Annotated in this window: 23 protein-coding genes and 1 pseudogene; 12 read left to right on the top strand and 12 right to left on the bottom strand. The window is 70.6% G+C overall.

Annotated elements, in window-relative coordinates; all coding sequences use genetic code 11:
- The first annotated feature begins 24 nt into the window (after positions 1 to 24).
- The 4 genes from AC5L35_RS19870 to dhaK are packed head-to-tail and all read left to right on the top strand — an operon-like array spanning position 25 to position 3,390.
- Entirely contained in the window at positions 25 to 885 is an 861-nt protein-coding gene (locus tag AC5L35_RS19870; RefSeq protein ID WP_495061151.1) for a class II fructose-bisphosphate aldolase, read from the top strand.
- A 3-nt stretch (positions 886 to 888) separates the two neighbouring features.
- Positions 889 to 1,683 carry an HAD-IA family hydrolase gene (locus tag AC5L35_RS19865; protein WP_495061150.1) on the top strand — a complete coding sequence of 265 codons (795 nt, stop codon included), beginning with the start codon at positions 889 to 891 and terminating at the stop codon, positions 1,681 to 1,683.
- A 2-nt stretch (positions 1,684 to 1,685) separates the two neighbouring features.
- Positions 1,686 to 2,339, top strand: a complete 654-nt coding sequence (dhaL, locus tag AC5L35_RS19860) for a dihydroxyacetone kinase subunit DhaL (RefSeq protein ID WP_495061149.1) — start codon at positions 1,686 to 1,688, stop codon at positions 2,337 to 2,339.
- 55 nt (positions 2,340 to 2,394) lie between these two features.
- Positions 2,395 to 3,390: a dihydroxyacetone kinase subunit DhaK gene (gene dhaK / locus AC5L35_RS19855; protein ID WP_495061148.1), complete on the top strand. Its 996-nt coding sequence runs from the start codon at positions 2,395 to 2,397 to the stop codon at positions 3,388 to 3,390.
- A gap of 4 nt (positions 3,391 to 3,394) precedes the next feature.
- Here dhaK and AC5L35_RS19850 read toward each other — a convergent pair whose 3' ends face one another.
- From AC5L35_RS19850 to AC5L35_RS19830, 5 genes are all read right to left on the bottom strand, one after another.
- Positions 3,395 to 4,201, bottom strand: a complete 807-nt coding sequence (locus AC5L35_RS19850; protein ID WP_495061147.1) for a polysaccharide lyase family 7 protein — start codon at positions 4,199 to 4,201, stop codon at positions 3,395 to 3,397.
- Between the two features lie 110 nt (positions 4,202 to 4,311).
- Positions 4,312 to 5,655, bottom strand: a complete 1,344-nt coding sequence (locus AC5L35_RS19845) for a right-handed parallel beta-helix repeat-containing protein (RefSeq protein ID WP_495061146.1) — start codon at positions 5,653 to 5,655, stop codon at positions 4,312 to 4,314.
- Complete coding sequence (locus AC5L35_RS19840; RefSeq protein ID WP_495061145.1) at positions 5,652 to 7,496, bottom strand: right-handed parallel beta-helix repeat-containing protein; 1,845 nt, start codon at positions 7,494 to 7,496, stop codon at positions 5,652 to 5,654. The genes AC5L35_RS19845 and AC5L35_RS19840 overlap by 4 nt, the downstream gene beginning before the upstream one ends.
- Positions 7,497 to 8,197: 701 nt before the next feature.
- Complete coding sequence (locus tag AC5L35_RS19835; protein WP_495061144.1) at positions 8,198 to 9,409, bottom strand: glycosyltransferase; 1,212 nt, start codon at positions 9,407 to 9,409, stop codon at positions 8,198 to 8,200.
- Positions 9,406 to 10,239, bottom strand: coding sequence for a Rossmann-fold NAD(P)-binding domain-containing protein (locus AC5L35_RS19830; protein ID WP_495061143.1), 834 nt, complete (start codon positions 10,237 to 10,239; stop codon positions 9,406 to 9,408). Before AC5L35_RS19830 ends, AC5L35_RS19835 begins: the two co-directional genes overlap by 4 nt.
- A gap of 992 nt (positions 10,240 to 11,231) precedes the next feature.
- Between AC5L35_RS19830 and AC5L35_RS19825 the strand changes: the two genes are divergently transcribed.
- The 3 genes and pseudogenes from AC5L35_RS19825 to AC5L35_RS19815 all read left to right on the top strand — a co-directional run bounded on the left by AC5L35_RS19825 (position 11,232) and on the right by AC5L35_RS19815 (position 12,308).
- Positions 11,232 to 11,531, top strand: a complete 300-nt coding sequence (locus AC5L35_RS19825; protein WP_495061142.1) for an LLM class flavin-dependent oxidoreductase — start codon at positions 11,232 to 11,234, stop codon at positions 11,529 to 11,531.
- Positions 11,516 to 11,683 (top strand): annotated as a pseudogene (locus AC5L35_RS19820) (LLM class flavin-dependent oxidoreductase); the annotation flags it as partial. The gene AC5L35_RS19825 and the pseudogene AC5L35_RS19820, both read left to right, overlap by 16 nt.
- Before the next feature lie 118 nt (positions 11,684 to 11,801).
- Entirely contained in the window at positions 11,802 to 12,308 is a 507-nt protein-coding gene (locus AC5L35_RS19815) for a hypothetical protein (protein WP_495061301.1), read from the top strand.
- On the opposite strand, the gene AC5L35_RS19810 is transcribed toward AC5L35_RS19815, so the two are convergent.
- Genes AC5L35_RS19810 through AC5L35_RS19800 form a run of 3 tightly spaced genes read right to left on the bottom strand, consistent with a single transcriptional unit; the run spans position 12,235 to position 16,206 of the window.
- Positions 12,235 to 14,334: an iron ABC transporter permease gene (locus AC5L35_RS19810; protein WP_495061141.1), complete on the bottom strand. Its 2,100-nt coding sequence runs from the start codon at positions 14,332 to 14,334 to the stop codon at positions 12,235 to 12,237. The two genes, AC5L35_RS19815 and AC5L35_RS19810, sit on opposite strands and share 74 nt — an antisense overlap.
- Positions 14,335 to 14,338: 4 nt before the next feature.
- A complete protein-coding gene (locus tag AC5L35_RS19805) occupies positions 14,339 to 15,334 on the bottom strand; it encodes an ABC transporter substrate-binding protein (RefSeq protein WP_495061140.1) in 996 nt (331 codons plus the stop codon).
- The gene (locus tag AC5L35_RS19800) at positions 15,331 to 16,206 is read right to left on the bottom strand and encodes an ABC transporter ATP-binding protein (protein WP_495061139.1); all 876 of its coding nucleotides are present in this window, start codon (positions 16,204 to 16,206) and stop codon (positions 15,331 to 15,333) included. The genes AC5L35_RS19805 and AC5L35_RS19800 overlap by 4 nt, the downstream gene beginning before the upstream one ends.
- A gap of 50 nt (positions 16,207 to 16,256) precedes the next feature.
- Between AC5L35_RS19800 and AC5L35_RS19795 the strand changes: the two genes are divergently transcribed.
- Positions 16,257 to 16,871: an MSMEG_1061 family FMN-dependent PPOX-type flavoprotein gene (locus AC5L35_RS19795; protein ID WP_495061138.1), complete on the top strand. Its 615-nt coding sequence runs from the start codon at positions 16,257 to 16,259 to the stop codon at positions 16,869 to 16,871.
- Between the two features lie 4 nt (positions 16,872 to 16,875).
- On the top strand, positions 16,876 to 18,372 hold the full coding sequence (locus tag AC5L35_RS19790) for an amidohydrolase (RefSeq protein ID WP_495061137.1): 1,497 nt from the start codon (positions 16,876 to 16,878) through the stop codon (positions 18,370 to 18,372).
- Positions 18,373 to 18,414: 42 nt separating this feature from the next.
- Here the strand turns inward: AC5L35_RS19790 and AC5L35_RS19785 are convergent, their stop codons facing one another.
- Entirely contained in the window at positions 18,415 to 18,798 is a 384-nt protein-coding gene (locus AC5L35_RS19785) for a cupin domain-containing protein (RefSeq protein ID WP_495061136.1), read from the bottom strand.
- 223 nt (positions 18,799 to 19,021) lie between these two features.
- Between AC5L35_RS19785 and AC5L35_RS19780 the strand changes: the two genes are divergently transcribed.
- Positions 19,022 to 19,960, top strand: a complete 939-nt coding sequence (locus AC5L35_RS19780) for an alpha/beta fold hydrolase (protein ID WP_495061135.1) — start codon at positions 19,022 to 19,024, stop codon at positions 19,958 to 19,960.
- A gap of 63 nt (positions 19,961 to 20,023) precedes the next feature.
- On the opposite strand, the gene AC5L35_RS19775 is transcribed toward AC5L35_RS19780, so the two are convergent.
- Both AC5L35_RS19775 and AC5L35_RS19770 read right to left on the bottom strand, forming a co-directional pair.
- Positions 20,024 to 21,412 carry an MFS transporter gene (locus AC5L35_RS19775; RefSeq protein WP_495061134.1) on the bottom strand — a complete coding sequence of 463 codons (1,389 nt, stop codon included), beginning with the start codon at positions 21,410 to 21,412 and terminating at the stop codon, positions 20,024 to 20,026.
- 198 nt (positions 21,413 to 21,610) lie between these two features.
- Complete coding sequence (locus tag AC5L35_RS19770) at positions 21,611 to 22,387, bottom strand: IclR family transcriptional regulator (protein WP_495061133.1); 777 nt, start codon at positions 22,385 to 22,387, stop codon at positions 21,611 to 21,613.
- A gap of 87 nt (positions 22,388 to 22,474) precedes the next feature.
- Here AC5L35_RS19770 and AC5L35_RS19765 point away from each other — a divergent pair, with 87 nt between their 5' ends.
- Positions 22,475 to 23,242, top strand: a complete 768-nt coding sequence (locus tag AC5L35_RS19765) for an SDR family NAD(P)-dependent oxidoreductase (RefSeq protein ID WP_495061132.1) — start codon at positions 22,475 to 22,477, stop codon at positions 23,240 to 23,242.
- A 39-nt stretch (positions 23,243 to 23,281) separates the two neighbouring features.
- On the opposite strand, the gene AC5L35_RS19760 is transcribed toward AC5L35_RS19765, so the two are convergent.
- Entirely contained in the window at positions 23,282 to 24,277 is a 996-nt protein-coding gene (locus AC5L35_RS19760; RefSeq protein WP_495061131.1) for an aldo/keto reductase, read from the bottom strand.
- Between the two features lie 127 nt (positions 24,278 to 24,404).
- On the opposite strand from AC5L35_RS19760, the gene AC5L35_RS19755 reads away from it, so the two are divergent.
- Positions 24,405 to 25,265 carry a helix-turn-helix transcriptional regulator gene (locus tag AC5L35_RS19755; protein ID WP_495061130.1) on the top strand — a complete coding sequence of 287 codons (861 nt, stop codon included), beginning with the start codon at positions 24,405 to 24,407 and terminating at the stop codon, positions 25,263 to 25,265.
- Positions 25,266 to 25,270: the final 5 nt, after the last annotated feature.

Below are 25,270 nucleotides of genomic sequence, written 5' to 3'. Positions count from 1 at the left end.
AGGTCGCCTGGCTAGCCTGAATCCGTGCCCGTTGTGACGCTCAAGGACATCCTGTCCGATGCCTTCGACAAACGGTACGGTGTGCCCGCGATCAACGTGTTCAACGACCTGACTCTCGAGGCCGTTCTCGCGGCGGCCGTCGAGAAGTCGTCGCCGTTGATCGTGCAGACATCGGTCAAGACCGTGAAGTCGATCGGCGTCGATGTCTTCTATTCCATGTGGACCGCGATGACCGCGGGTATCGAGGTTCCGGTCGCACTGCACCTCGACCACTGCCCGGAGCGCGAGGTCATCACGACGTGCCTCGACCGCGGCTGGAACTCGGTGCTGTTCGACGCCTCCCACCTGCCCGTCGAGGAGAACACCCGGCAGACCATCGAGGTCGTCGCCGAGGCCCGCAGGCACGGCGCGCACGTCGAGGGGGAGATCGAGTCGATCACCGGGGTGGAGGACGGGATCGGCTCCGACACCGTGGCGCGGCGCCAGGATCTGCAGGTCGCCCTCGACTTCCTCGACGCCACCCAGGTCGACGTCTTCGCGCCGTCGATCGGCAATGCGCACGGCACGTACAAGGCCGCGCCTCAGCTCGATTTCCAGCGGGTCTCCGACATCGTCGCCGTCCACCCCGTGCCCATCGCGTTGCACGGTGGGAGCGGTCTTTCCGACGAGCAGTTCCGTGATCTCATCGACCGCGGCTGCGCGAAGGTCAACATCTCCACGGCGCTCAAGGAGACCTTCATGAAGTCGAATCTCGTTTTTCTGCAGGAGACGGCGGCAAAGGACAAATGGGACCCGCCGTCGCTGTTCCGGTCGGTGCGTCAGGAGGCCGTCGACATGGCGGGGTCGCTGATGGAGCTGTTCGGCAGCGCCGGCCGGGTCGGCTGACCCGTGCCCGCCCTCGTCTTCGACTGCGACGGTGTCCTCGCCGACACCGAGCGCTACGGCCATCTGCCCGCGTTCAACGCGATGTTCGAGGAGTTCGGTCTTCCCGTCCGCTGGAGTGAGGCGGAGTACGCCGAGAAGCTCCTGGTCGGCGGGGGAAAGGAGCGGATGGCCACGATCCTGACGCCGGACTTCCTCGCCGCGGCCGGGCTCCCGTCCGACCGTGACGAGCTCGCCGAGCACATCGCGAGCTGGCACCGGCGCAAGACCGAGATCTACACCGGGATCATCGCGAGCGGGTCGATACCGCCGCGGCCGGGGGTGCGGCGGATCGCGGAGGAGGCCGCCGACGCCGGCTGGTCGCTCGCCGTGGCGTCCACGTCGGCAGAGGTGTCGGTGTGCAGCGTCCTCGCGCACGTGATGGGCGACGCGCTGGCCGGCCGGTTCGCCGTCTTCGCAGGCGACGTCGTGCCCCACAAGAAGCCCGCGCCGGACATCTACCTGCTCGCCGTGTCGGAGCTGGGGGTGGCGCCGGATGCCACGGTCGTCGTGGAGGACAGCCGCAACGGGATGCTCGCCGCACTCGATGCCGGCCTGGTCTGCGTGGTCACCCCGAGCAGCTACACCGGCGGCGAGGACTTCACCGGCGCCACGCTCGTGGTGTCGTCGCTCGGCGACCCGCAGGAGACCACGCGGGTACTCGCCGACCCGTTGGGGCTCGACCCGACACCGTTCGTCCGCCTCGACCACCTCCGGACGCTCCTCACCGAGGCTGCGCCGCGCCCGTCCAGCAGGGAGTGAGCATGACGTCGCCGTCATCAGCGAATCTCGAGTTCGTCGTTCGTACGATCGCGCAGACCGCCGTGGACAACGAGCGGGCGTTCGGTGAGCTCGACGCGGTCGTCGGCGACGGTGACTTCGGCTACTCCCTGGCTCGCGGGTTCGAGATCGTGCTGGCCGAATGGGACTCCCTCGACCGCGCCGAGCCGTCGGGGTTGCTGCAGAAGATCGCCCTCACCATCTCCAAACGGGTCGGCGGCACGTCCGGTCCGCTGTGGGGCACGGCGTTCCTGCGCGCGTCCGCTGCGGTGAAGGGAAAAGCGGAGCTGACCGGCGAGGATGCCGTCGCGATGCTCCGCGGCGCCGCCGAGGGGATCAAGAAGAGGGGCAACTCCGACGTCGGCGACAAGACGCTCCTGGACGCGCTGGTACCGATGACGGACGCGATCGCCGAGCGGCTCGCCGCCGACCCGGCCACGCCCGCCCCCGAGGTAGCGAAGGTCGCCGCGAGCGCCGCCCGGGCCGCCGCCGACGCGACGACATCCATGCAGGCGAGGCGCGGCCGTGCGAGCTACACGGGTGAGCGCAGCGTCGGATCACCCGATGCGGGTGCTGTCGCCGTCGCGGTGATGGCCGAACGTGTCGCCCAGACCTGGCCGGGGCCGGCGAGCTCCTGAGCAGCCCGACCGCAGGACGGCGAGTCCCTCAACGACGAGACCGATGGAGCACCGCATGAAGAAGTTCGTCAACGACCCGAAGAACTACGTGCCGGAGATGCTGGAGGGACTGGCGCTGGCCAACCCGGAGACCCTCCGCTACGTCCCGGACTACAACCTGATCATGCGGGCCGACGCCCCGCGTGCGGACAAGGTCTCGATCATCCAGGGGTCCGGGTCCGGTCACGAGCCCGCCCACGTCATGGCCGTCGGCCCGGGCATGCTCGACGCCGCCTGTCCGGGTGACGTGTTCGCCGCCCCGCCCACCGACTACGTCTACGAGACGATCAAGCTGCTCGCCACCCCCAAGGGCGTGCTGCTCCTGGTGAACAACTACACCGGCGACCGGATGGCCTTCGACATGGCCCAGGAGCTCGCCGAGGCCGAGGACATCACCGTCCGCACGCTGTTCATCGACGACGACGTCTCGGTCCAGGACTCCACCTACACGGTCGGCAGGCGGGGCGTGGCGGGCAACTTCTTCGTGCTGAAGGCGGTCGGGGCAGCGGCCGAGCGCGGTGCCGACCTCGACGAGATCTACCGGATCGGGGAGAAGGTCAACAGCGTCACCCGGACGATGGGCATGGCCCTCACCGCGTGCACGCCGCCCGCGAAGGGGACACCGCTGTTCGACCTGCCTGCCGATGAGGTCGAGATGGGTGTCGGCATCCACGGCGAGCCGGGGCGCCGGCGGGTGAAGCTGATGCCGGCCGACGAGATCGTGGACGAGCTGCTCGAGGCCGTGGTGACCGACCTGCCGTTCGAGTCCGGCGACCGGGTCGCCCTCATGGTCAACGGCCTGGGCGGCACCCCGATCAGCGAGCTGTACATCGTCTACCGGCGGGCCCACAACCAGCTCGCCGACCGCGGTATCACCGTGGGCCGCAACTACGTCGGCGAGTACTGCACGTCGCTGGACATGGCAGGTGCGTCGATCACCCTCGTCCGGCTCGACGACGAGATCGAGTCCCTGCTCGCCGACCCGGCCGAGATCGCGATCCGGGTGTTCTGACCGATCACATGGAGTGCTGGACCTGCAGCGAGTAGATGACGACCTCGCCCTCGGCGTCGGGGCTGTCGCCCGTGTCGGTGTTGGACAGGACGTAGGCACCGGCCTTGAAGTACCACCCCGAGCCACTCATCGGGATGTCGGTGGCGAGCCTGCCGTTGTAGAAGACCTGGATGTGGCTGTCGGCGGCGATGAGCTTGAGGTCGTACGGCGTGCCGAGCTTGTATGCGGGGTCGATGGTGACCCTGGTGGAGTCCCTGCCGTACTCGGCCACGAGACGCTGACCGATGAGCCGGATCAGCACGACGTCGTTCTTGGCGTCGTGGATCTGGGCGCCCACCACCTCTGGCTTGACGGGGGGCAGCTTCGTGAAGGCTTCGCGGACGGTGAGCGTGTGGGTGCCGCTGGTGTTCGACCAGCTGGCCTTGTCCGCCCCTGTCATCTCGCGGAGCTCGGAGCGCGGGTAGTCGCTGCCCGACGTGGTCGCGCCACCGGCGTTGGCGGCGAAGACCACGCCGTCCTTGGCGTCGTCGAGGTGGAACCAGGGCCCGCTGAACGTGGCGAGAGCCGGTTGGTGGACCTGGTCGGGGTCGCCGTCGTCCCCCGTGGGCAGGGTGAGGTACCAGTTCGAGAGGTCGATGAGGTCGGACGGGTATCGCGCGCCCGGCTGTGGCGTACCGCCCGACTCCGGGGCCGCCCCCACCGGGGGCGCCGGGGGCGGGGTGGTGCTCGGCGGCGGCGCGGAGGGGCCGGCACAGGCGGTCGCGATCAGCAGTACCGCCAGTGGGGCGGCCATCGACAGCATCCGTCGCATGGTCACCTTCCCGCTCGCCCGGTCACGCGCCGGTGGTAACGGGGGAACTGAACGGTGTGCCCTCATCGGTCGGTTCGCCCTCCGGGCATCGGTCGGTGACAGAAACGGGGTTACTCCGGCGCATTCTTGATGTCGGCGCTCTGGTTGTCGTAGACGCTGTTGTCACTCGCGGGGTTGGCCGCGACGACGGTCATCAGGATACCGGTGCGATTCTCGAAGATGGTGTTCTTCGAGAGGGTGAAGCCGCCGTCGGTGTCGACGTAGAGGCCGTAGCGGACGTTCTCCCCGATCACGTTGTCGCGCATGGTGGTGCGCGCGGCCTCGCTCACCAGCCGGACGCCGTCCTGCTGGTTGCCGCGGACCTGGTTCTGGTCCAGCACGTTGTCCTGTCCGAGGGAGACGCCCATGCCGGTCCCGTGGTTGTCGTAGACGCGGTTGTCACGGATCGTGTTGGTCGACGACTCGTTGATGTTGATGCCCTGGTCGGCGTTGCCGAACGACTCGTTTCCCTCGACGAGGTTCCGGTCGGAGTTCAAGAAGAGCACGATCCCGTGGTCTGCGTTGTTGTATACGACGTTGTCGCGAATGATGCTGTCCGTGCAGTCATCGGCCAGGATGATTCCGTGCTTGCCGTTGTCGTGCACCATGTTGCCTTCGATGAGTAGATTATGCGATTTCGTGTGCGGGTCGATGGCGTACAACATGTTGTCGTAGAACTCGTTGTTCTGTACCACGAGGCCGCTGATCTCGAAGGTGTAGAGCCCGTAGTACATGTTGGAGACGATGCTGTCGGTGATCCGGCCACCGGTGCCCGGCAGTCGCCACGACAGCCCGTACGACTCGACCTGGCCGTAGCCCAGGTACCGCAACTCGGCGTGGTCGATCGTCATCTGCGATCCGTCGCGGGCGAGCAGGAAGCTGCGGCCGTCGGTGTCGTCGGTGTCGACGCGGTTCTGGGTCACGTCCCACGACGTGACGCAGGTACCGCTGATGTCGAGGCCGCCGCCGAGAGCGCTGACCGACACGAATCCGGCCCGGTCGCTGGTCAGCTTCAGCCAGTGCACAGCCGGCGCACTGATCTGCAGCGATGCGCCGGCGAGCACCTGGATGCTCGCGCCGAGCAGCCACTCGCCGGGAGCGACCTCGCGCAGTGCTTCCGGTCTCTTCACCGCCGCGCTCAACGCGGGCAGGGTGACGCCGTCGCCGTGCTCGAGAGTGATCGTTTTCGCGGCGCTGTCGTAACGGACCTCGACGCCTGTCGGCGCCGTTCGGGCGGTCTGGACCACCGCGGGTGCCGGCCTGTTGCAGGGCCGGGCCGGATCGACCGCCGCCGTCGCCGGGACCTGCCGGCGGACCAGGGGCTGCGGCAGAGACGCGGAACAGGCGCTGCCCAGCAGAGCGAACGCCGCCACGAGAAGCACGGCACGGACCACGGTCCTGGCCCTCCCGGTCACTGGTTCGGACCCTGATGCGAACCGTGCCCGCTGAGGAAACTGCCGGCGAGCTGCCTGCCGGCTCCGGCCTCGGGCGCCGGGAGCCGGTGCTTCGGTCCGGGTCGGGGCCCTCGTCGGGCAGCGGTGACCTGCCGTTGCCGGAAGGCGTGCACCAGCTCCAGCAGGATGGCCAGCAGGATCACGGGCACTCCGACCGCCCCGAGCAGGTTGAGGGGCGGCAGACTGAGATCGTTGACCCCCTGCTGCCCGACCACGCCGCGGATCGACTCGAGCGCGTGCACGCGGGAGTTGCTCAGCACGACGGAACTGCCGGCGGAGGCGTTCACCCCGGTGTCGATCGCGTTGACGCTGACCCGGTCGGCGTGGACGGATCCGGTCGATCGTGAGTTGATCCCCTGCCGGGCGGAGTCGATCGATGTGCCGGAGATGCTGGTGGCCGCGGCGGCGTCGATACCCGTGCTGCCACCGACGATCCGGCCGCCCACGATCCGGGCGTCCGGAGTGAACGTCCGCACTCCGTCGGACACGACGTGGTTCACGGTCATGTCGGTCACGACGACCCCACTCGTCCCTTCCGCCGTGACGATCCCGTCGTGTCCGCGGTTGACCACGATCCCCGTGATCGCGACATCGCTAGCGCCCCGTTCGATCCGCACGCCGGTGCGGGAGTCGTCGGTCTGCACAGCGTCCAGCTGGACCTGGTGCCCGCCGTCTGCGATGCCGGCGACCATGGCGCCGGTGAACGTGGATTCCCGCACGTCGAGACCGTGTGTGGTCTTCTCGATCACCATGCCGCGGAGGCCACCGGTGCTCCGCATCCGGTCGACCACCGTTCCGGTGCTGTTGACGTGGATGAACAGGCCGATCGGCTGGTCGACTGCGGTGAAGTCGGTGACGACGGAGTTGGTCGACCGGCTCAGCTGCAGCCCGCCGCCCTTGTCGGATGCGGTCGTGACCCCGGTGATCCGCGCGCCTTGTTGTCCGACGACGGCGACCCCGTAGTCGCCGTTGCCCGTCGTCGAGACGCCGGTGATGGGTCGGCTCGAGCTCACGCCGGTGACGACCACCCCGCTTCCACCGTTGCCCGTCGCGCGGATCCCGTTCATCGTGGTGTCGCGGTCGCCCTTCAGGTCGACCCCGTCCTCCGCCGAGTCGCTCGCGGTCACGTCCTGGAGATGCACGCCCACCGAGCCGGAGAGCTCGAGGCCGGTGCTGTTGCGGGCCAGCGTCGTGCGGATCAGTGAGCCAGTGCTGTCGGGGTTGAACAGCACGCCGGGCCGGCCCGAGTCGGTGCCCCCCGGCAGCGTGCCGAGATCGCTGATCGTGGCGTCGGTGGCCTCGAGCCTGCCCTTCGACGAGACGACGATGGCCGGTCGACCGGCCGCCGAGGGTGGCAGTGCCAGCTGGGAACGGGGGTCGGCGGAGGTGACCGAGACGCCGCGCAGGACGACCCGGCCACCACCGGTGTAGAGCGAGGCGGCGTCGGCCGGCGTCGCTCCACCGACCAGCTTCAGGGTTCGCACGTCGCCGCCGGAGTCCAGCACCGCGCCGGGGGTCAGGACCATGGCCGCGCTGAGCGTCGCCGAGCCACCGGCGACCGTCAACCAGGAGCTGGGCAGGTACCGGTCGAGCGCGCTGATGGCGGCGTGTCCGGAGAAGGGTTGTCTTCTCATGAGCTGCCCGTCGGTCACCAGGTCGATGCTCCCGGGCCGGAGGATGACCATCCGGTGCGGCTGGCCGTGCAGCTCCCACGACGTCCGGACCCTGCCGGCGTCCGCTTCCAGGTCGGCTGCTCTCCGGGCCGCCTCGGCCCGGTCGTTCGGCTGGGCCGGGGCGGCCACGGTGGGGGAGGGGCCCGGAGTGGGCGCTACCGCCGTGCGGGGTGCCGGCGCGGACGGGGGCGCCGGTTGCTCCGGCGGCTCCGGCCTGAGGGCCTGCGGCGGCCTGCGGACCGGCGGCCGGGCGGGAACTGCCCTCGCGGGGGGTTCCGGTGCCGCGGGTTCCGGTGCCGCGGGTTCCGGTACCGAGGTGTCCGGCGCCGAGGTGTCCGGCGCCGAGGTGTCCGGCGCCGAGGTGTCCGGTTCGGAGGTGTCCGGCGCAGAGGTGTCCGGTTCGGTGCTGTCTGGCTCGGAGGAGTCCGGCGCGGACGTGTCCGGTCCGGACGTGTCCGGTCCGGAGGTCTCGGGTCCGGAGGCTTCGCCGTCCGGCGGGGCCTGGCGTGGACCACGCGGTCGGTGCGGACCGTCGCGCGGCCCGGGTGGTCCGTCGCCACTCCGGCCGTGCCTGTTGGGAGGCCGCCTCACCCGCCGCGACGGATCGCGCCCACGGTCCGGTCCCGCGGTGGGCGGCGGGCCGTCCGACGCCGTGCCGGGCGTATCCCCCGCCGCCGCCCCCGCCGCCGCCGTCGCCCCGGCTGCCGGCGCCACGGCCGTCGGAGCGGCCGCGACCGCCGCGCCGGGCGTCGCCGCGAGGGCGAGCAGCGCGGCGATCGCACACCAGGGGAGCAGTCGGCCGACCCGGTATCGGCTCGGTCGGGTGCTTGTCATGCCGGTACCCCGTCCGGGGTGGATCCTGGCTGCTCGGTGCGGACGACCTCGCCGTTCTCGACGGCCACCTGCCGGGTGAGCCAGCGCTGCCTGCGGATGGTGAACAGGGCCTGCAGCTTGATCAAGGCCATGATCCACGAGACGACCACGTATCCGGGGATGAAGAAGAACGAGGAGGGCCGCCTGCGCAGGTGGGGCAGCAGCTTCGCCGACCGGCTGATCTGCCACCAGACCGCCAGGACGGCGGCGAACACCCAGTTGTGCCGCACCAACGAGTGGATCATGAACGCCGGCCCGAACAACAGGGTGAAGCTGCTGACGCCCTTGTCGACCATCGTGTAGGCGAGGAAGGGGTGCCGCCACACCCAGGGCCGCGACAGCGCCCGCAGGTCGGAACGCCACGTGTTGCGCGCCCACCTGAGGCGCTGGCGGAAGAAGATCCGCCAGCGGGTGGGGAAGGTCGACCACACCTCGGCCGTCCGTTGCATGTACGTGAGATGGCCGCGCTCCAGGATGAGGGTCGTCAGGCGCTTGTCGTCGCCCGACAGGCACGGCACACCCCAGAACGTCTCGTGCATGAACTCTTCCTCGACCTCGAGCAGCAGCGCGCGGCGGTAGATCGCTGTACGTCCGGACAGGCACGACACGGCCTGGCCGAGCAGGGTCTGGCTGGCGTTCTCGTCGAAGTACCGGTGATCGAGGAACATGTCGGTGATGCGGGCCAGGAAGCCCGTGGACGCGTAGACGTTCTGCCGGGTTCCGACGCCTCCGATGCGGGGGTCCGCGAACGGCTTGCACACCTCGTCCGCGACGTCCCGGGCCCAGATGGTGTCGGAGTCGACAAGCGCGACCAACTCGGTGCCGGCCGCCCGCCATCCCCGGCGCAACGCGTCCCGTTTTCCCGGTACGTCAGTGATCAGCACCTGTACCGGGTAGCGGGCGGCGACCTCCTGGCAGTCCTCGTCGGAGACATCGATGACGAGGATGACGTCGACCCTGTTCGCCAGCCAGGACTCGATCGCGGTGGCGAATACCTCCGGATCCTCCTGGTACACCGGTACGACCACGGTGATCGGCAGCCGGTGGTCGTTCAGCACCGGCTTGTACAGCACTGCGGGGACCCGCCGCACGAGCCAGCATCCCCACCGAACCAGGCCGAGCACACCGAGCGGTGTGCCCAGCACGTAGTAGTAGAAAGGGAGCGTCATGCCGTCGTGATGCCGGCTGCCGCCTTTCCGGCGGCTTCGACCTCCTGCTTGACCACGCTCTCGAGCCGGTCGTTCGTCTCGACCACGGCTCGCAGCAACGGCATGTCGACCCCGATCGTGCTGGAGTATCCGAGGAATCCGCAGGTGTCCTTGGGCAGGCAGACTCCGCCGTAGGGGGCGCCGCCGCGGATTCCGTACTGCGGGTTGGTCGAGCCTTCGGCGGACTTCGCGACCGTGGCCGCGATCGGGTCGAGGTCGAGGCCGAGCTTCCGGGCGACGAGCCACATCTCGTTCCAGAAGCTGATCTTCGTGGCGTTGAAGATGTTGTGCGCACATTTGACGAGCTCGGCCTCGGCCGGGTCGGAGAACGTGCGCATCTCGCCGCCGAACGGTGCGAGCAGTTCGCGCAGCCGAGCCACGGTCTGCGGGTCCCGGCTGGCGATGACGGTCATCCACGGGTGGCTGAAGTCCTCGGCCGCGGAGACGGCGCGCAGGAACTCCGGGTTCGAGGCCAGGCGGAACCCGTCACCGGCGGTCATACCGGAGTTCTCCTCGAGCACCGACCGCACCAGTCCTTCTGTGGTGCCGGGCTCCACCGTCGACCGCACGACGACGGTGTGCTGTGCGCTCGACGCGGCCAGGGCTCGACCGACGGCGGCGGAACCCGCCGTGAACGCCCCCAGGTCGTAGCCCCACCCCGCGTTCGGCGTGGGCAACGTCAGGAAGATGAAGGAGTCCGGCTCGGAGGTCAGGTCCAGCTCCGTCCGTGCGTCCAGGCCCTGAGCCCGCAGGTCACGCACCCGTGGCACCGAGGTGTCAATGAATGTCACTGTGTTTCCGGCGGCCAGGAACCCCATACCTGTCGCTGTTCCGACGACGCCGGACCCCACGACAAATACCCTCGACGGCTGCATTTCGCACGCCTCTCGCTCGCACCATGATCGATCACGTGATCGAGTAAGAGTGTGCAGACCGGATCGAACGTGTTGCACGCCGGTGCCGGGTCGCCACGGGCGCGCTCAATCGAACCGTGTGGCGACTCGACCGAGTTTTCCCAGCTCAAAGGCTTGTCTATATGTCGCTTTTAGCGCAGTGCTGTTACTCGATGACGAGGTGTATACCAGCGGCCTACGTCAAGAGTGACCAACGCCATTCGAAATCCGGCTCGTTCTGAGATGAAACTGTTCGGGATCGGAAACGCTTATGCGTCGATAGATCATTGCTGGGCAGATTTGTACCCCCTTTCTCATCTCATTGATCCGTGCGGAGCATTCCTCCCACGTTCGGAGGCGGTCTGCGTGTCGCGAAGGAAGGGGTGATCTGTCCGTGATCACGCAACGGGCTGTGGGATGTGCCTGATGTCCGGCCCGATCCTCCTCGGCCTCCCGCGGTGCCAGGACCTCGACGATCCCTCCGGCGGCCAGGACGGGACCGCTCCTGTGTCCGACGCCTCGTGGGCCCGCGCGATCTGCGATCGCACTCTGCGCCCCTCGCGATCCCCAAGTTCGCCCCATCCCTCTACCGGAGCCGGACGATGTTGCCGAGACGCGCGAATCCTCGCGATCCGGTCCGCGGTACAGCGCTGCTGTCGGCGGCTGTTGCTGACGTGCCCACCTCGGGCGCCTGCGGTGGCGACACCGGTCGACGAACCGCCCGAAGCGTGCATGGGGGCTATGACATCCACGCTGCCCAGGATTCCCGGTCAAATGCCTCACAGCGCACATATGGCGAAGGTTTTCGCACGCTTCAGGATCATTCGACAGCGTGGCATGTTTCGCCACCTCGAGAAGTGTCAGCGTTGATCACGAGTCGAATTCGGTGAATGTGCCGGCGGCTCGCCCGCAAGTTCTCCTCGCTCGACCACATCAGCGGTGGCCGCGCGATCTGGAATGTCGTGACCACCTCCTACCCGGGCGACGCCGTGAACTTCGGCGGCGCCTTTCCGGAGAAGACCGACCGCTACAAGCGTGCACGGGAGTTCGTCGAGGTCTGTAAGGGGCTGTGGGACAGCTGGGCCCACGACGCCTTCCCGCAGGACAAGACGACCGGCCAGTTCCTCGACTCCGGCCGGGTGCACACGCTGACCACCACGGCGACAACTTCACCGTGCGCGGTCCGCTGAACCTCGCGCGCAGCCCGCAGGGCTACCCGGTGCTGTTCATGGCGGGCCAGTCCGAGCCGGGGCGAGAGCTCGCCGCGCAGCTCGCCGACTGCCTGTTCTCCGTGGCGCAGACCAAGGAGGCGAGCATCGAGGTCGTCCGCGACATCAAGGGCAGGATGGCCGGGTACGGCCGCGAGCCGCACGAGCTGAAGATCATCCCGGGCGTCCGCGTCAAACGTCGCGCAGTCCCGCGACGAGGCACTCGCCCTCTACCGCGAGCTGAACGCTCTGGTGTCGCCCGCGCTCGGCGTCCAGTACCTGTCGAGCATGGTCAAGGAGGATCTGGCCCCGTATCCGCTCGACGGCCCGCTGCCCGACCTGTCCGCCGAGGTCGACGGGATCACGAGCCGCAGGCAGAGCGTGTGGGCGATGGCGTCACGGGAGGGCCTCGCGATCCGCCAGACCTACCAGCGGCTGCTCGCCGCCGGCGACACCCCGCCGTTCACGGGCACCGCGGCCGAGGTCGCCGACGAGTTGGAGGACTGGTTCCGCTCCGGGGCGTGCGACGGGTTCATGGTGAGGGTTCCGACGCTGCCGCTCGGGCTCGAACGGGTCGTCGACCTGCTCGTGCCCGAGCTGCAGCGACGCGGGATCTTCCATGACGACTACTCGGGGGCGACGCTGCGGGAGGAGCTCGGCCTGCGGGTGCCGGACAACCCGCACTTCACGCCTCGGACGGCGGGCGCCGGGAGCGCCAGAGCAACCACGCGAAGTACGGCGTGCCGATCAGCGAGGTGAGTGCGCCCGCAGGCAGCTGGGCAGGCGCGATGACGGTGCGGCCGACGGCGTCGGCGAGCCCGACGAGCAGCGCGCCGAGCAGAGCGGCGACCGGGAGCACACGGGCGTGCCGGGCCCCGACGAGGGCGCGCGCCGCGTGCGGGGCGACGAGTCCGACGAACGCGAGCACGCCGATCGCGGCGACGGCGGTGGCGGTGAGCAGCGCCGCGGCGCCCAGCAGGAGCACCCGGGTCCGGGAGAGCCGGATGCCGAGCACCTGCGGGGTGTCGTCGTCGACCGCGAGGAGGTCGAGCTCGTTGCGCCGGCCGACGAACAGCGCGAGGAGCAGCACCAACGCGCCGACCACGGGCAGCACCTGCGGGAACGTGCGCCCGTACGTCGAGCCGGCCAGCCAGGTGAGCGCCTTCGTCTCGTTGAACGGGTCGGTGGACACGATCATCACGGTGATGAGCGCCATGGCCCCGTAGGAGACCCCGACGCCGATCAGGACGAGCCGGTCGGACGCCATGCCGCCACGCACGGCGAGCCCGAACACGAGGGCGGCGGCGAGCAGCGCACCGAGCGCGGCGCTGCCGGCGAGCGTCCAGACCCCGACGGCCGGGACGATCGTGATGACCGCGACGGCCGCGACCCCCGCACCGCCGCTGACGCCGAGCAGCGCGGGCTCGGCGAGCGGGTTGCGGCACACCGCCTGCACGGCCGTGCCCGCCACCGCGAGCGCGGCCCCCGCGAACAGGGCCGCGACCACGCGCGGCACCCGCGTGTCCAGCACGAACGTGGTGATCGGGCCCGCGCGACCGGTCAGCCAGTTGAGGACGTCGCCTGTGAGCAGCATCGTGTCGCCGAGCAGCAGCCCGCCCACCGCCACCACCGCGGTGGCCGCGAGCGTCACGGCCGTGACGACGAGGAATCCCGTGCGGTCGCGCAGCCGCCCCGAGTGTGCGGCGGCGACCTGCCGCACCGGGCCCGACTCGCGGAACCGGCGGGCCACGGCCACGAGGACGACCGCGCCGAAGAGGGTGGTCACCACCCCCGTCGGCACCTCGACGCCGCCCTGCCCGCCGAGCACGAGCCGCACCAGCACGTCGGCCGCGAGCACCACGCCGACCCCGGCGAGCGCTGCCATGGGCAGCAGTACCCGGTGCCGGCGCAGCCCGGGCACCAGCGGCGCGACGAGCCGGAGCACGGCAGGCGCGCACAGGCCCACGAAACCGACCGGGCCCGCCACCGTCACCGCGGAGGCGGAGAGCAGCACCGCGAGCACGTTCACGAGCACGCGGGTGCGGCGGACCGGGACGCCCAGCACCGCGGCGGTGTCGTCGCCGAGCCCGAGGACGTCGAGCCTGCGGCCGAGCACGACGAGACCGGCGAGGCCGAGCAGCACGACCGGGCTCATCCGGGCCACCGCATCGAGCCCGGTCTGCGCGAGCTGGCCGCTGCCCCAGGCGTAGAGCCCCGAGGTCTCCTGTGAGAACAGCAGCAGGAGCACGCTCGTGAGCGAGAAGAGCGCGAGTGCGACCGCGGACCCGGCCAGCACGAGCCGGGTCGGGCCCGTGCCGCCGCCCGACAGCGCGAACACGAGCGCCGCGGCGGCGAGACCGCCCGAGAACGCGACGAGCGCCGACAGTTCGATGGGCACGGCCAGGCCGAACGCCGCGACGGCGACGACCGCGAAGTACGCGCCCGCGTCGACCCCGAGGGTGTCCGGCGACGCGAGCGCGTTGCGGCTGACGGACTGCAGCGCGGCGCCTGCCGCACCCAGTGCCGCCCCGACCACGAGGGCGGCGAGCAGCCGGGGCACGCGCGAGGCGACCAGGACCGCGGCGGTGCCGTCGGTGCCCGACCCGGTGAGCAGCGCCAGCAACTGGCCGACACCGACACCCGATGTGCCCTGGGTGAGGTGCACGGCGCCGAGCAGCAGCACCGCACAGACACCCACCACGGCAGCGGCGGCGACGCGCGACGGCACCGCGCGCGGCGCCGGCAGCGGGTCGGCGGAGACCTCCGAGACCCCGGCCCTGCTCACCGCCTCAGCCGGCCAGTGCCGCGGTGACGGCGTCGACGTACTGCCTCATCGACGCAGGCCCGCCGAACATCCAGATCCCGTCCGGAAGCCGGGTGACGTTGCCGGCCTGCACGAACGGCAGCGACGCCCACACCGCGTTGCCCGCGAGTCCGTCCACGAAGGGATCGGGGCCGTCGGCGTCGTTGGCGTAGTAGATGAACTCGACGTCCCCGAGCGTGGTCAGCCCTTCGACGTCGGTGGTCGCGAGGCCGTAGTCGCTGTCGCCGGTGAGCGGCCACGCGTTGACGAGGCCGAGCTCCTGCGACACGGACTCGACCAGCGATCCCTCGGTGAACGGGCGGATCGAGAGACGCCCGCCGTCGAGGTAGCCGTCGGCGAAGGCGAACCGGCGCCCGCCCAGCCCGGCCGCCGTCAGCCGCGCGGCGCCGTCTCCGAGCGCGGTGTCGAAGTCGGCGAGCTGGCGCTGCGCGGCAGCCTGGGTGCCGGTCAGCGTGGCGACCAGCTCGACGTTGCGGCGCATCTGGCCGATGCTGTCGGAGGCGTCGGCCGGACGCACGAGCACCACGGGCGCGATCGCCTCCAGCTGCGTGACGGCGCCTTCGGGCAGGTCGGTGGTGGCGAGGACGAGGTCGGGACGCAGGCCGGCGATCGCCTCGACGCTCGGCTCACCCCGCACCCCGACGTCGGTGACCTCGCCCTGCAGCGGTGCGGCCTTCACCCAGTCCGTGTAGCCCTTGACGTCCGCAACGCCGACCGGCTTCACGCCCAGCGAGACCAGGTGCTCGACGACGTTCCACTCGAGCCCGACCGGCCTGGTCGCCGGGCCGTCGAGGGTGACCTGCCTGCCGCGCCCGTCGGTGACGGTGATGGGTGCACCGCCGCCCGCGGTGGGTGCGGAGCCCGCGTCGTCCGGTGCCTCCGTGGTGCCGCAACCGGCGAGGAGCAGTGCGACCAGGCCGGTCACCGCCACCCATGGACCGCGCCGCCAGGATCGTCTCATCTGGTGTCCTCCCCACTTCCCGCTGTCGCGGTTCCCTTCCTGCGCGTGCTGTGCCGGCCCACCGGCCGGATGCGCAGGGACTCCGTCACCGGGTCGTGGTCGACCGCGACCTCGATCCCGTAGGCCGCCGTGAGGATCTCGCCGGTGAGCACCGCCTCCGGTGGGCCGGCGGCGCACACCCGCCCGTCGGCGAGCAGCGCGACCTCGTCGGCGACGGCCGCGGCGTGCTCCAGGTCGTGCAACACCACGCCGATCGCCACCTGGTCGTCGTCGGCGAGATCGCGCAGCAGTTCGAGCATCTCGACCTGGTAGCGCAGGTCGAGGTGGTTGGTCGGCTCGTCGAGCAGCAGGACGCCCGTGTCCTGGGCCAGGCAGCAGGCGAGCCAGACGCGCTGCAGCTGGCCGCCGGACAGCTCGTCGACGGGACGGTCGGCGATGCCGGCCACCCCGGTCGCCTCCATCGCTCGCGCCACCACGGCCGGGCCGGCGATGTCCTCGCGGCCGAACCGGCCACGGTAGGGATGGCGGCCGAAGCCGACCACGTCACGTACCGAAAGCCCGACCGGCACCGGCCGGCTCTGCGCGAGCAGCGTGACGCGGCGGGCGAACTCGCGGCGGGTCAGGGCGAGCGCGTCCAGCGCTTCGGGACCCTCGGGGTCGCCGCCGATCAGGATCTGCCCGCTCCGGGGCGGGTGCAGCCGGGCGAGCGCCCGCAGCAGCGTCGACTTGCCGCTGCCGTTCGGACCCACCAGCGCCGTGACGAAACCGGAGCGCAGCCGGACGCCGGCCCCGTGCACGACGTCGACGCCGTGGTAGCCGAGGTCGAGGTCGACGCCACGCAGCTCAGTGGCCGGCCGGGGAGCGGGGAGCACGAACAGAGGATAGGCTACCTTTACTTGGACGCAAGGGGGGAGTGACCAGGATGCGCACGATCCGTAGTGAGTCCGAGCTCCGCGAGTACGTACGGGATCCCTCGGCCGCGATCGCAGGCAAGGCGATCGATCACATCGACGACGCCTCCGCGCGGTTCATCGCGGCCAGCCCGATGTTCATCCTCGCCACCAGCGGGGCCGACGGCTCGTGCGACGTCTCGCCGCGCGGCGACCCTGCAGGCAGCGTGCTCGTGGTCGACGACAGGACGCTGGCATTCGGCGACCGCAAGGGCAACCGCCGCCTCGACAGCATGCGCAACATCCTCGGCAACCCCGCCGTCGGAATGCTCTTCGTCGTCCCCGGGGTCGGCGACACACTCCGGGTGAACGGCACGGCCCGGGTGGTCGCGGATGCCGCCTACCTCCCCCGGCTGACGGTCGCAGGCGTCACCCCGGACCTCGCGATCGAGGTCACCGTCGACGAGCTGTTCCTGCACTGCACGAAGGCGTTCGCGCGTTCGGCGCTCTGGGATCCGGAGACGTGGCCCGCCGAGAACGACGTGCCGTCGGCCGGGCAGATCGTGCGAAGCCAGCACGGCATTCCGGCCCCGGCCCGGGTCATCGACGCGGCCTTGCGCCACGACGCCCGCGTCAACCGATACTGAGCGGATGGATCACCACGGGAGCGGCGAGCTCCTGCTGCGCTCGGCCCGGGTGGCCGGCCGGATCGTGGACATCACGATCGAGGCGGGCCTCGTGACCGCACTCGGCCCGGAGCTGACCGCATCCCGTGCTGCCGAGGTGGTGCCGCTCGACGGACGGCTCGTCCTGCCCGGGTTGTGGGACAACCACGTGCACTTCGACCAGTGGACGCTGGCGCGCCGCCGGCTCGATCTCGGCTCGGCGCGGTCGGCAGGCGCGGTCGTGGAGCTGGTGGCCCAGCGGATGCGCACCGATCCGCCGGAACCGGACACCGCACTCGTCGGCGTCGGGTTCCGGGACGCGCTCTGGCCCGACGTCCCGCACCGAACCCTGCTCGACCCGGTGACCGGAGCGACGCCCGTCGTGCTCGTCTCCGCCGATCTCCACTGCTGCTGGCTGAACTCCGCCGCCGCGCGGACATACGGATGGGCCGCCCATCCCACCGGGGTGCTCCGGGAGACCGACTGGCACCCCATCATGGAAGACACGAGGAAGGTGCCGGCGCACCTGCTCGACGCCTGGGCGCGGGAGGCCGCGCAGGAGGCGGCGGCGCGCGGAGCGGTCGGCGTCGTCGACTTCGAGGCACCGTGGCAGCTCGACGCCTGGGCCGGCCGGATCTCCCGCGGCTGCACCTCCCTGCGGGTCGTGTCGTCGGTGTGGCCGTCCCATCTCGACGAGGCGATCTCACGCGGGCTGCGCACCGGCGACCCGATCCCCGGATCGGCCGGGCTCCTCACCATGGGCCCGCTCAAGGTCGTCAGCGACGGGTCCCTCAACACACGCACGGCCTACTGCCAGGACCCCTACCCCGGACTCGAGGGAACGGCGCACCCGTGTGGCGTCCTGCTCGTCGCGCCCGAGGATCTCGTGCCGCTGCTGCGCAGGGCCACGGCAGCCGGTATCGACGCCGCGGTGCATGCGATCGGCGACCGGGCCAACACCCTCGCGCTCGATGCGTTCGCCGCGAGCGGCGCACGCGGCCGTATCGAGCACGCCCAGTTGCTGTCCACACCGGACGTCGTCCGGTTCGCCGAGCTCGGGGTCGTCGCGAGCGTGCAGCCCGAGCACGTCGTCGACGATCGTGACGTCGCCGACCGCTACTGGAAGGGCCGGACCAACCGCGCCTTCCCCTACCGGTCGCTGCGGGACGCCGGGGCCGAGCTCGTGCTCGGGTCGGACGCCCCGGTCGCCCCCCTCGACCCGTGGGTCAGCATCGCCGCCGCCGTCCGGCGCAGCGCGGACGATCGCCCGAGCTGGCACGGCGAGCAGGAGATTCCCTTCGACGTCGCGCTCGCCGCGTCGACCGGGCCGGACGGACCGGTCCGTGTCGGCAGACGGGCCGACCTGATCGTCACCGAGGACGACCCCGCGGAACTGGATGCCACGGCGCTCCGCACCTTCCCGGTGGTGGGGACGATGATCGGCGGCCGCTGGACGCACCAGATGGGCCTGGAGCCGCGGTGACCCGGCGCTACGTCCGGCCCTGACCGTCTCCGCCCGCCATGGTCATGAGCCGGACACCGCGGCAGCCTCCGCGTGAGCGGCGCGAGGGTCGTCGGCCGTGGATTCGATGGTGGTACCCGGCGTGTAGAACATCTCGACGACGTCGTGCACCTCGACGTGCCGGTGCCAGTGGCCCTTGGGCACGATGGCGAACTGACCGGCGGTGAGTGGCAGGCGATGGTGCTCGGTGTCGGTGAGGATCTCGACGGTGACGCTGCCGGAGAGGACCATCAGCAGCTCGTCGGTATCGGGGTGGAGCTCCCAGTCGGACCGGTCGAGCCGATCGCCGTAGTACATGCAGAACGCGCCGCCGTTGAACGACGCGAGTTCCCGGAAATCGAATGGCGAGAGGTTTCCGGCGAGGGCAACGGGGTCGTGGCTACGCATTGCCCGATGGTGGGGTGTCTGACGACCGTACGTCTTGTACGAATGTTCCGCAGTGAACCCGGGGCCAGGCTGTGGACGGGCGGCCGGGTGCCGACGGTCGTACGACATCCCCCAGAACCGCAGCGTCCGGCCTGCGCAGCGGGTCGCGTCGTCCATTTCCCGCGCCGGAGGGGCGGAACATTCGTCCAAGGCCCAGACGCGAACTGACGGCGACGGTGGGTCCATGAGTGCCACGGGGCCCGAGGAACGAATCCGGGCGGTGGAAAGGCGCGTCTCGGCCGCCTATGGGCTGTCGATGACGGAGCACGTGATTTCGCTCGAGAACCCAGCGGTTCAGTTGCGGGTTCAGGCCACGGGCTCGGGCCTGCCCGTGATCTACGTCAACGGGATCTCGGCTCCGGGCATGGGGTTCGCACCCCTCGTCGCCCAGCTGCCCGGGCACCGCCACCTTCTGCTCGACCTGCCTGGGCACGGTCTCGCACCGCCCTACCAGTGGCAGGGCCGATCTCTCCGCGAGCTGGCGGTGCAGGTGCTGACGCGGACGGTGGACGAACTCGGACTCGAACGCGCGGCCGTCGTCGGCAGCTCCCTGGGTGGCTTGTTCACGTTGTGGACGGCGATCGACGCACCGGCGCGCCTGTCGCGAGCCGTGATCGTCGGCGCGCCCGCGACAGCGCTTCCCGGAACCCGTGTGACCGCCTCGATGGCGGCGATGGCGTCCCCGGTGCGGGGCCGGGTCGCGCAGCTGGCGATGCGGCTGCCGTCGCCGAGGTTCGTGGCCCGCGCCGCCCTTGCGGAGGCGATCGGGACCCCGGCGGCGCACTGCATGTCCGACGATCTCGTCGACCTCCACCGCCTTCCGCTCCGCCTGCGCGGGCAGGCCGCCTCGTACCGCGCGTTGCTGCGCCGCCTGATGAACGGACCCACCCCGTGCCCCGAGAACGTCCTCACCGATGGGGAACTGGCGTCGATCACGACGCCGCTCCTCTTCGTCTGGGGCGAGCAGGAGAGGTTTCGCTCACCCCAGCTGGGTCGTCCGAGCGTGGCGAAGATCCCTCGGGCGCGGTTGGCGGTCGTACCCGGCGGGCACAACCCCTGGTTCGACGACGTCGCCCGGACCGCGGCGCCGATCTGCGCGTTCCTCACGGCGCCGGAGGAATGAACTGCCCGGTCCAGGCCCGCCCTCACCCCGTGGCGGCTGTTCGACGAGTGAGGACGGACCCGTTCAGCCGGCCGTCGAGGGGAGGTTGCACGACTCGCGCGACACCAGGGCACGGTCGCGGTTCTTGAAGATGCCGATCGTCTCCCGGGTGAACAGCGCCATGAGGATCGCGGCCAGCAACTGGAGGGCGGCGAGGAAGTAGAGGCCGTAGTCGAAGCCTCGGACGCTGGAGAAACCCCCGCCGAAAGCGATCAGCGCGCCCAGCAGGATGGGGGACAGGCCGCCGATGCCCTGGCCGACCATCTGCAGCCCGTTGCCGATGGCCACCGCGCCCTTCTCGCTGGAGTCCGAGGACAGCGAGTACAGCACCGGGTAGATGGCGTTGGTGGCCATACCCAGGAACAGCTGCACGCCGATGAGCCAGCCGAGGCTGATGCCGGTCTGCTGCAGCAGGAGCACTGCCACGGTCAGCCACAGGAAGCAGATGATCAGCGTGTACTTGCGCCCGAGGCGGTCGGAGACCGTCCCCCAGAGGACCTGGCCGATACCACCGGTGATGGTGAAGATCACGCTGTAGGCAGCCACCTGGGCGAAGTCGTAGTGCGCGACGAACGCGAGATACAGCGGGATCCAGAAGTTGATCCCGGTGTAGATCGCCAGTCCGAGGCCGGACGCTATCGCGCTGACCAGCACGTTCGGGTTGCGCAGCGCGCGGCCGACCGCCCCGGGCGCGGACCCGGCCCCGTCCTGGTCGGCCGCGCCGCCGGTGACCGGGACGGTGAGGCCACGGGCGCGGGTGTCCGCCACGAACGCGTCGAACCGGCCCCTGCTCGACGCCCACCAGTAGAAGATCAGGATCGGGACGGTGATCAGCGGCACCAGCAGGAACACCAGGCGCCAGTTCTGGCTGCCGAAGCCGGCCAGGATGACGGCCACCGCCCAGCCGCCGATCAGCGATCCCCACGGGAACGCCGTGTGGTGCAGTCCCTGGGCGAAGCCTCGCCGCTCCACCGGCCACCACTCCGCCACCGCGGTGACCTCGAGCGACTCGCCGGTCCCGCTGAACGCGTTCTTGATCGCCTGCAGGGTGAACAGGCCGGCGAAGCTGTGGGTCAGGATGCCGATCCCGGTGAGCAGGGAGAACACCAGGTAGCCGAGAGCCACCGGCAACTCGCGGAACTTCCGCGCCCAGCCGTGCCCACCCTTGTCGGACCAGACCGACAGGGGCAGGACCAGGACGGACTGGGCAAGGGTGAGGAATCCGGTGAACAGCCCGAGCTCGCCGGGAGTGACCCGGAACTCCTGAACGATGGAAGGTTGGACCAAAAACACCAAGTTCCGCATGATGCCGTTCATGGCGTAAACGAGCCACAACGCGACGAGCACGAGCCAGGAGTATTTGAAACCGATTTTTGCGCGCCGGCGTGAAGGCGCGATCTCGTCAAGTGCCATGCATGCAACCCCTATGTGACATGCCGCGGACAACCCCCCGGCGTCGAGCCGGGGTCGGAGCGTCGCTGCGACGTGGACTTCAAAATAAGCGCGGCGTTCTGCGGCTTGCAATCCCGTACCGCATGGCGAAACGACCTCGGGAAAGGCGTGAACCGCCCGGCACGCTCCGTGCTCGGAATTGCCGGATTTCTCCGTGTCTCAGCCGGCTTGGGTGGTGGGTCGCCTGCCGAGCCGGTGGCTCGCCCGTTCAGCCACGGCGCGCACGGTCCGGCTGAGTGCCTCCACCCCGGTGGCGCGTAGGCGGAACTCGGGGAGCATCACCGACAGCGCGGCCACCGCTTCGCCGGAGGGCTTGCGCACCACCGCGCCGACCGCGCACACCCCCGGGCGGAGGTAGCTGTGGTTCACCGCGTAGCCGGCCTCGCGTGCCTCGACGAGGACCCTCCGGAGCGCCGACGGATCGGTGATCGTGTCAGGGGAGTGACTGGTCAGCTGACCGGTCAGGTACTCGTCGCGCAGTTCCTCGTCCGCGGCCAGGATGGCCAGCCCCCCGGCGACCGCGTGCGGCGGCCAGACCGTGCCGATCTGCGCCACGGTCACGACCGGATGGGACGACGGGATCGAGTCCAGGCAGACCGCGAACCGGCCGGCCAGAACCGTCAGCAGGACCGTCTCCTGGGTTCTGGCGTGCAGTTCCTCCACCGCCCCGCGCAGTTCCTGGCGCAGGTCGATCTCGCTGGATGCTCGCGCACCGGGGATCAGGCAGCGCGAGCCGAGCCGGTAGCGCGAGTCCTCCAGCTGTTCCAGGTAGCCGTTGGCCTGGAGGGTGCGGGCCAGGCGGAACGCGGTGGCCTTCGAGGTGGTGAGCCGGGCGGCGAGCTCGGTGACGCCCAGGGGCGGCCCTTCCGCGACGGCTTCGAGCATCCGGAGGGCGCGCTCAACGGACGACAGGCCCGCCTCGGTTGACGGTGGCACCCCGTCCAGGCTACTCGGGCCGGTAACGGTTGTGGTTAAGCTGCTTGGGACACTTTTAGCATACCGAAGTATGTGAAAGCGGGTGAAATGGACGACTTGCGGCAACTCGTCGGAAAACGCGTGGTTCTCACGGGTGGCGCCACCAACATCGGCCGAGCGACCGCGTTGTTGATCGCCAAGCACGGTGCGCGTCTGGTGATCGGTGATCTCAATGCCGAGGGCGCCGAAGAGACAGTTCGCGCCATCGCCGACAAGGGTGGTGAGGCATCCTTCGTGCACACCGACGTCACGGACGAAGATTCGGTGGCCCGGCTGATCGAGACGAGCGCGGAGCGTCTCGGCGGGGTCGACGTGGCCTTCTTCAACGCGGGAATGCAGCGTTCCGGCCCGGTCACGGAGTTCAGCGCCGAGGACTGGGACGCGCTGTTCCGGGTCAATCCCCGGCACTGCTTCCTGGGGGCCAAGCACGTGGTGCCCCACCTGAGGGCCGCGGGCGGCGGCGTGATCGTCTTCACGGCCTCGCTGGCCGCGGTGAAGGGCGGTCCGGGGCTCACCGCGTACTCGGCCTCCAAGGGAGCGATCGTCGCGTTCGGCAGGGCACTGGCCACTGAGCTGGCCCCGGACGGGATCCGGGTGAACACCATCTGCCCCGGCTGGGTGGACACCCCGTTCAACGATCCCGCCGTCGACTTCATGGGCGGGCGCGAAGCCCAGGACGAGGTCGTCAAGCGGATCGTGCCGCTGGGCAGGCAGGCGACGCCGGACGAGATCGCGTCGGGCGTGCTCTACCTGGCCTCGGACGCGTCCTCGTACATGACCGGCCAGATCCTGCTGGTGGACGGCGGTGTGGCGTAGCGGCCCCCGGGATTGCAGGGGCCGGTGTCGGCCGTGCCCTCAGTTGCCTGCGCCGAGGCTCGACATGAACGCTGGCGGGTAACGGTCGCCGCGCGCCGCGCCCGCCGGCACCGCCTTCTCGATCTCGGCGAGGTCGTCCGCGGTGAGGTTCAGCTCCGCCGCGGGGAGTGCCTCGGCCAGCCGCTCGCGGGTGCGGGCGCCGACCAGCGGCACGATGGTCTCGCCCTGCGCGGCCACCCAGGCGATGGCCAGCTGGGCGACGGTGCAGCCCTTCGTCTCGGCGACCCGGCGCAGCGCCTCCACCAGGGCGAGGTTGTGCTCCACGTTCCCGTTCGAGAACCGCGGGCTGGAGCCGCGGAGGTCGCCGGGGCCGGCAGAGTGGCCGGCGCTCCAGTGCCCCGAGATGTGGCCGCGGCTGAGGACCCCGTACGCGGTCAGGCCAATGCCGAGCTCCCGCAGCGTAGGCAGGATGTCCGCCTCCACCGCGCGGGACACGAGCGAGTACTCGATCTGCAGATCGGCGATCGGGTGCACGGCGTGCGCCCGGCGGATCGTCGCGGAGTCGACCTCCGACAGGCCGACGTGCCGCACGTGCCCGGCGTCGATCATCTCCTTGATCGCGCCCACCGTGTCCTCGATCGGCACCGCCGGGTCCAGCCGGGCGGGACGGTAGATGTCGATGTGGTCGGTGCCCAGCCGGGTCAACGAGTAGGCCAGGAAGTTCTTCACCGCCTCGGGCCGGGTGTCCATCCCGCCGAACTCGGGGCCCGGCCCCCGCCGCACGCCGAACTTGACGCTCAGCGCGTAGCTGTCCCGATCCCGGCCGCGCAGCGCATCGGCGAGCAGCAGCTCGTTGTGGCCCATCGCGTAGAAGTCGCCGGTGTCGATCAGCGTGACGCCTGCCTCCATCGCGGCGTGCACGGTGGCGATGCTCTCCGTGCGGTCGGCCGCGCCGTAAGCGCCCGACATGCCCATCGCGCCCAGGCCCAACACGGAAACGGCCGGTCCGGTGCTGCCCAGGGTTCGTGTCTGCATCGCGTGCTCCTTCGTCGTCGATGTCGACACCCACCCTGTGCCTGCGGCGGGACGTGCGGGAGCGGAGCGTTCATCGTGGGAGAGCCGCTCCCTGGATCAGCTCGCGGGCCGCGAGGAGCATGAGGCCATGGAGCGTGACCAGCTCGCCGACTTCCTGCGCCGCCGCCGCGAGGCGATCCGCCCGGCCGAGGTCGGCATCGCCGACGGCCCTCGCCGCCGAGCCCCCGGCCTGCGCCGGGAAGAGGTGGCCATGCTCGCCGGCATGTCGGTCGACTACGTCGTGCGCCTCGAGCAGGGCCGCAGCAGCCAGCCCTCGACCCAGCTGCTCGGCGCGCTGGCCCGGGCCCTGCGCCTCTCCGACGACGAGCGCGCCCACCTGTTCCACCTGGCCGGCCACCGGCCTCCGCCCGCCGACGGGCTGGCCCGGCTGGCCCGCGCCGGCCTGCTGCGCATGCTCGACCTGCTCGGCGACACCCCGGCCATGGTGCTCTCCGACCTGGGTGAGGTCCTCGCGCAGAACCGGGCAGGCGTCCTGCTGATGGGTGACCACTCCGGTTTCTCCGGCGACCGGCGCTACCTCATATACCGCTGGTTCACCGACCCCGCCGCGCGCGCCATCGGGCCGCCCGACGAACAGGAGTACCGCGGCCGTCAGCTCGTGGCCGACCTGCGCGCGGCGGTCGGCCGCCGATCCGGCGACGCAGAGGTCGCCGGGCTCGTCGACCGGTTGCAGGCCGCGAGCGCCGACTTCCGCCGGCTCTGGGCCGAGCACGAGGTGGCGGTCCGGCGCTCCGACCGCAAGACGTTGGTGCACCCGCGGGTGGGCAGGCTGCTGATGGACTGCGAGACCCTGGTCACCCCCGACCAGGGCCAGCAGCTGCTGGTGCTCACGCCGGCGGACGACGATGCCCGCGAGCGGCTGGAGCTGCTGCGGGTGCTCGGCGTCGAGGAGTTCCCGACCGGGTCTGCGGGCGCGCCGGTGCGGTGACACGG

It is taken from the genome of Pseudonocardia sp. OZ21 (assembly GCF_059359135.1).
The sequence above is the reverse complement of the archived record's forward strand: the minus strand, read 5'-3'. Positions and strand labels throughout refer to the sequence as shown.